The sequence below is a fragment of the Rhizobium sp. J15 genome, from assembly GCF_002531825.1.
Classification (GTDB): domain Bacteria; phylum Pseudomonadota; class Alphaproteobacteria; order Rhizobiales; family Rhizobiaceae; genus Rhizobium.
This window is the reverse complement of the sequence record NZ_NWSX01000088.1, coordinates 1-5,588: the sequence shown is the minus strand read 5'-3', so window position 1 is coordinate 5,588 and position 5,588 is coordinate 1. Positions and strand designations below refer to the sequence as shown.

Sequence of the window (5,588 nt, the reverse complement as noted above, 5' to 3'; positions counted from 1 at the left end):
TCTTCCAGGTCGCCGACTACGGCCTCGTCGCCGATCTGTTCGACGCACTGCCGGAACTGCAAAAGGCGCTTTAACGGGGAGGCCGAACGTGGCGCGCATGGCGGGACGTCCAATCAGGCCTGGTGCCGACCTTCTCCTTAACCAGATAGACAATCTAACCCAAGTGTGTCGGCGGTTCATATCCCTTCAAGGCGAAGGTGTCTCATGTGCCATTCATGAGACGTTCATTTTTTGTGATCTGAAGGCGTGGCCCACATAGCGAAAACCGACGAATGCGGCCCCGATGAGCGGGGCGGTCGTCCCGTCTTCCGCTAAGCTGACGCTCTTGCGGCCGCCATGTTCCGCCCTCCACGTGGCGAGGATACCGAGTCCGCTTCACGGCGCCGCTATGCTGGTTTCCAGCCCATTGCCACCCACCGGCGGAGTACCGCGAGGGTCGCACTGGCGCGCACGCTTCCACCAACAGCTTACGTTCGAGCGCGCCATGGCGGTCACGCCGCGGAAGATGAATTCGACAACCGGCTCACGATATTCCTTCAGTCTCAGATCACGCACGCGCTTGGTCGGACCATGTGAAAAATCCCATTTCAATTGAATCACGGAATCCGTCAGGCCCGCGCCAGCGCTCGAACAGATGGCCGCAAGAGCTACGAAATAATATGAATTCCACTGAAATATGATGTCTAAAGGTCGACTCGTACATAGTGATCACATCTCTCATTGACATTGATATGCTCTCCTAGGTATTGTTCTATCCAGTTCAACTTGGAGATAGACATGAATCCGCAGCACCTAAAGGCCGCACTTGGCTCGGGCCTTCTTTCGTTCCCGGTTACCCACTTCGATCGCAACGGCATGTTCGCGCCGGAGAGCTACAAGGCTCATGTCGAATGGCTTGCCAGCTATAATGCGCCGGTCCTGTTTGCTGCAGGCGGCACGGGCGAATTCTTCTCATTGAGCCCAAGCGAGATCCCGGCGATCGTTTCAGCAGCAAAGGAAGCGGCGGGAAAGACTGCCATTGTCTCCGGGTGCGGATATGGAACCGAGATTGCTGTCGAGATCGCAAAATCGGTTGAGAAAGCGGGAGCTGACGGCATACTCCTGCTGCCGCATTATCTCATCGACGCTCCGCAGGAAGGATTGTATGCCCATGTGAAGAAGGTGTGCCAATCCGTCGGCTTCGGCGTCATGGTCTATAACCGCGACAATTCAGTTCTTCACGCCGATACACTCGCCCGTTTGTGCGAAGAATGCCCGAACCTCATCGGTTTCAAGGACGGCACAGGTGACATCGGACTTGTCCGCCAGGTAACGTCAACCATTGGCGACAGACTTATGTATTTGGGTGGGATGCCGACGGCCGAGCTATTTGCGGAAGCCTATCTTGGGGCAGGGTTCACTACATATTCGTCCGCCGTATTCAACTTCGTGCCTGGATTGGCAAACGAATTCTATCGCGCACTGCGCGCAGGCGAACGCGCGAAGTGCGAACAGCTTCTCAAGGACTTTTTCTATCCCTTCATGAAGATTCGCAATCGCGGCAAAGGCTATGCGGTGTCCGCGGTAAAAGCGGGCGTTCGAATTCAGGGATTCGATGCGGGCCCGGTCCGCACTCCATTGACCGATCTGACCGGAGAAGAGATGTGCATGATGGAAGCGCTCATCGCGCCATATCGCCGTTGAGATGTAGAGGCTTTCCGGGAAAGGGGCGAAGCAGTCTTCCATCCGGAAGTGCGTAAATATAAAACGCTAGAGCGGTTCTTCGCTTCCATCAAAAGCTGAACCGCTCTGGCACGCGCCCCGGAAGTCTGCGGCAATTCCGAGACAATTACTCGGTGCCGCGACCGCCGCCGCCGGTTCTGTCGGCGTTTTTACATCCACATTGCCATGGCGTATCGATGCCCGATAGCTCGTCTCCAGCGCTGTACGTCTTTTCAGACGCGCGGCACTGAAGCACGTTGAATTGCTGCATAATTTCATCCTCAAATCGATTCCGATTTACGTAACAACGCAGCAGGCGCCCTTGAATCCCATCGGATCAGCGCAAGTCGTCGGGCAGTAAACTCGCCGGCACATTCTGGTACGACACCGGCCTGAGAAACCGTCGGATCGACATAGTTCCGACAGATGTCGCGCCAAAGTTTGTCGAGGCCGGGTAGGGGCCGCCATGCACCATCGTGTCGCAGACTTCCACGCCGGTCGGGTAACCATTGCAAAGAATCCGACCGGCCTTTCTTTCCGCTATCCAAAGAAGCTCGCGAGCGACGCCGCAGTCGTCATCATCAAGATGAACAGTAAAGGTCAATTGACCTTCGAACGACCTGGCGACCTCGAGCAATTCCCGGACATCGGACGCCTCGACGACTATGCCAGACGGTCCGAAAACTTCGGAGTGCAGGGTCGGATTCGCAAGCCAATTCCGAGCGTTTGTCCTGAACAGGTACGGCGCCGCAGCCCGATCTGGGCTGGCCTGCCCCATTTCTTTCGTCACGCCTTCGGCCGTCTCAAGGGCAGCCGTTCCATCGCGATACGACCGTGCAATAGAAGCCGTCAGCATCGGAGCCGGGGAAATCTTCTGAAGCTCTTCCGCAGCCGCCTTCACAAAGCTGTCGGCATCGGTTCCCGCGACTACAATCGCGACACCGGGATTTGTGCAAAACTGACCGACCCCTTGGGAAAGTGAGACGGCCCACCCTCGGCCGATATCGGCTGGACGCGCTTTCGTCGCGCTCGGCAGGACAAACATCGGATTGATGGAGCCGAGTTCGCCGAAGAAGGGAATAGGCTCGGGCCGGGCCATCGCCAGGTCGAAGAGGGAGCGACCGCCAGCTAGCGAACCTGTGAAACCGACAGCCTTGATCGATGGATGCTGGACCAAGGCGTGGCCGACAGCGCGGTTTCCACCCTGTATTAGGCTGAAGACGCCAAGCGGCATGCCGCAGCGACCGATCGCTTTCTCGATCGCCTGTGCGACGAGCTCGCCGGTTCCAGGGTGGGCGCTATGTCCCTTGACCACAACCGGACAGCCGGCAGCGAGGGCGGCGGCAGTGTCACCTCCCGCCGTAGAGAATGCCAGAGGAAAGTTCGACGCTCCGAAAACCGCAACCGGTCCCAGCGGGCGCTGCATCAGACGGATGTCGGGCCGCGGCACAGGTTTTCGATCAGGCAGCGCGATATCGTAACGGCGATCAAGGTATAAGCCGTCGGCAATGTGATCGGCAAACAGCCGGAGCTGTCCGGTCGTTCGAGAGCGTTCTCCTTCGAGGCGTGCCGGGGGCAGGCCGGTCTCGGCCGAACCGATCGCCGTAATCTGCGAACCAATTGCGTCGATCTCTTCCGCAATCGTTCGCAGAAAGCCGGCGCGAGTTTCCCGGGATAAGGCGCTGTAAATCGGGAAGGCCTCGTCCGCCGCTGTAACCGCATCGTGCACGAGTTCAACCGATCCGGCGGAGAATGTGCGATCGTCACCCGTTATCGTATCAGATCGAAACGTTCCACTGCCATCTTTCCAGCGGCCCGCAATCAAATGCTTTCCTGTCAGCATATCCAATCTCCTTCAGCTCGCGCCTGTCCTTGCCGCTGCCCGTTTCAGAGCCTTCTCGACCACCCGAACGCATCCCTGCGTAGGCAATCTTCATCCCACTATCTACGCCTGTTTCGCGAAGATCCCGCCCTGCAGACGGTTCACCACGTCCTCGCGACTGGGTTGGGGATCTGCGGCGAAGATATCGTCCTGATAATCGTCGGCACTGTCCTTCGGACGGTAGCCGATGTGGGAGGCAAGCCGGTTATCCCAGAAAGATGCCCGGTTGTTCGACGCACCATAAATGATCGTGTGCCCGACGCGCGGCACGGTGAGGGAGCGTTCGACGAGCTGCCACATGTCGTCGAACGAAAGCCATGTCAGAAGGTGACGGCGAGTACTCGGCTTCGCCTCACAAGAGCCAATGCGCAGCGAGACCGTTTCAAGCCCATGCTTGTCCCAGAAGAGCTGCGCCAGATTCTCGCCGAAAGCCTTGGCGAGGCCGTAATTCGAGTCGGGCCGTGCAGGGGCTCCGGCGTCGATCGTCTGCGTCTGATCGTAGAAACCGATCGCATGCACCGAGCTGGAAAATACCACGCGCTTGACGCCTGCCGACCGGGCTGCCTCGTAGAGACTCTGGAAGCCGGCAATGTTGACACGGTGAATAGGTTCGAAGTCGGCGTCCTTGGAAATGCCACCAAAATGCACGATGGCTTCGATATCACGCACAAGGTTCTTCGCGGCGCTGATGTCGCCGAGGTCTGCCTGTAACAGTTCCTCGTTCGGAGCAGCATCGGCCATCGGAGCGATATCGGTGGAGCGAAGAAATTTGACTTTCGGAGTGAGACGCTTGCGCAGCTCGGTTCCAAGGAGCCCGGCCGCCCCGGTGAGCAGGATACGATTGTAGATCATTGGATCGTCTTTCTCCTAAAGGTGGGATTGCCTGCGGTGGCGCCCTCAAGGGCGCTGGTGAATAGAGCCGAACCAACGTTTCCGCCCGACACGACAACGACGACAGTCTTTCCGCGGAACGCGCTCGATTTGGCTAGGATCGAAGCGAAAGCCGCAGCGCCGCTGGGCTCCGCGATGAGGTTGAAATTATCGAAGAGCGTTCGGATGGCATTGGTAACATCGATATCCGAGACGGTTTCGAACGACGGTCGCAGGCCTCGGACGATTTTGAACGGCAAAAGTCCCGGCCTTGGCGACATGAGCCCATCACAAAGTGTGCTCTCACCTGGTTCAAAGTCCTGAAGCTCGCCCGCGGCGATAGACCGTGCGAAATCGTCGAAGCCTCGCGGTTCGACAGCCACTATTGCGCATTCCGGGAAATCCGCCTTGACGGCTACTCCGCTACCGGCGATCAGACCTCCGCCACTGGCAGGGATGGCGATGAAGTCCGGCGTGATGGATCGCGCGTTCAATTGCTCCGCAATCTCAAGCCCGACGGTACCCTGCCCGGCGATGATATCGTCGTGGTCGAAGGGCGGGACGAAGACGAAGCCTTGCGAGACGAGATCATTCACGCGCAACTGCCGCGTCTCGAAGAAGTCATCCAGGAGCTCGACTGTTGCGCCAAGTGCCCTGGTCCTTTCAATCTTGCGGGGCGAAGCCGTCTTGGGCATCAGCACCGTGGCCGCCGACCCACAGATCCTTGCCGCATAAGCAAGTCCCTGGGCATGATTGCCGGAGGAATATCCGACGAAGCTCGATCCTGCGCTGGCGCCGTGACGAAGAAGAAAGTTGAGCGCGCCGCGCGCTTTGAATGAGCCCGTCTTTTGCAAGTTCTCCGGTTTGACGATCAAGCGCACCCCGAGCTCGTCGTTTAGCGTGACACTTTCCAGGAGAGGAGTCCGGACGACAAATTCCCGAATACGTTCGGCTGCCGCCGCAATGTCATCGCGCAAGTTTCCGAAATCGTACATTTCTGCGCCTCCCTAAAGAAAGCGCGCCAAATTGAAAGCGGAGAGATCGATTTTGCTTTTGCCGTCATGGATGACCTGGGCAACGGCTTCTCCTATGCCTAGCTGTTTAGTCCCGGCATTTGATGGATAGGGTCGAGGAT

The 5,588-nt window shown here is 58.1% G+C and carries 4 protein-coding genes; 1 reads left to right on the top strand and 3 read right to left on the bottom strand.

The window, feature by feature from the left end; all coding sequences use genetic code 11:
* The first annotated feature begins 777 nt into the window (after positions 1 to 777).
* Positions 778 to 1,683 (top strand): 5-dehydro-4-deoxyglucarate dehydratase, encoded by a 906-nt coding sequence (gene kdgD / locus CO670_RS32145; protein WP_097594046.1) that lies wholly within the window; start codon positions 778 to 780, stop codon positions 1,681 to 1,683.
* Positions 1,684 to 2,038: 355 nt separating this feature from the next.
* On the opposite strand, the gene CO670_RS32140 is transcribed toward kdgD, so the two are convergent.
* The 3 genes from CO670_RS32140 to CO670_RS32130 form a co-directional block, all read right to left on the bottom strand.
* Positions 2,039 to 3,544 (bottom strand): aldehyde dehydrogenase (NADP(+)), encoded by a 1,506-nt coding sequence (locus tag CO670_RS32140; protein WP_097594045.1) that lies wholly within the window; start codon positions 3,542 to 3,544, stop codon positions 2,039 to 2,041.
* A 102-nt stretch (positions 3,545 to 3,646) separates the two neighbouring features.
* Entirely contained in the window at positions 3,647 to 4,435 is a 789-nt protein-coding gene (locus CO670_RS32135) for an NAD(P)-dependent oxidoreductase (RefSeq protein WP_097594044.1), read from the bottom strand.
* Positions 4,432 to 5,448, bottom strand: a complete 1,017-nt coding sequence (locus tag CO670_RS32130; protein ID WP_097594042.1) for a threonine/serine dehydratase — start codon at positions 5,446 to 5,448, stop codon at positions 4,432 to 4,434. The genes CO670_RS32135 and CO670_RS32130 overlap by 4 nt, the downstream gene beginning before the upstream one ends.
* Positions 5,449 to 5,588: the final 140 nt, after the last annotated feature.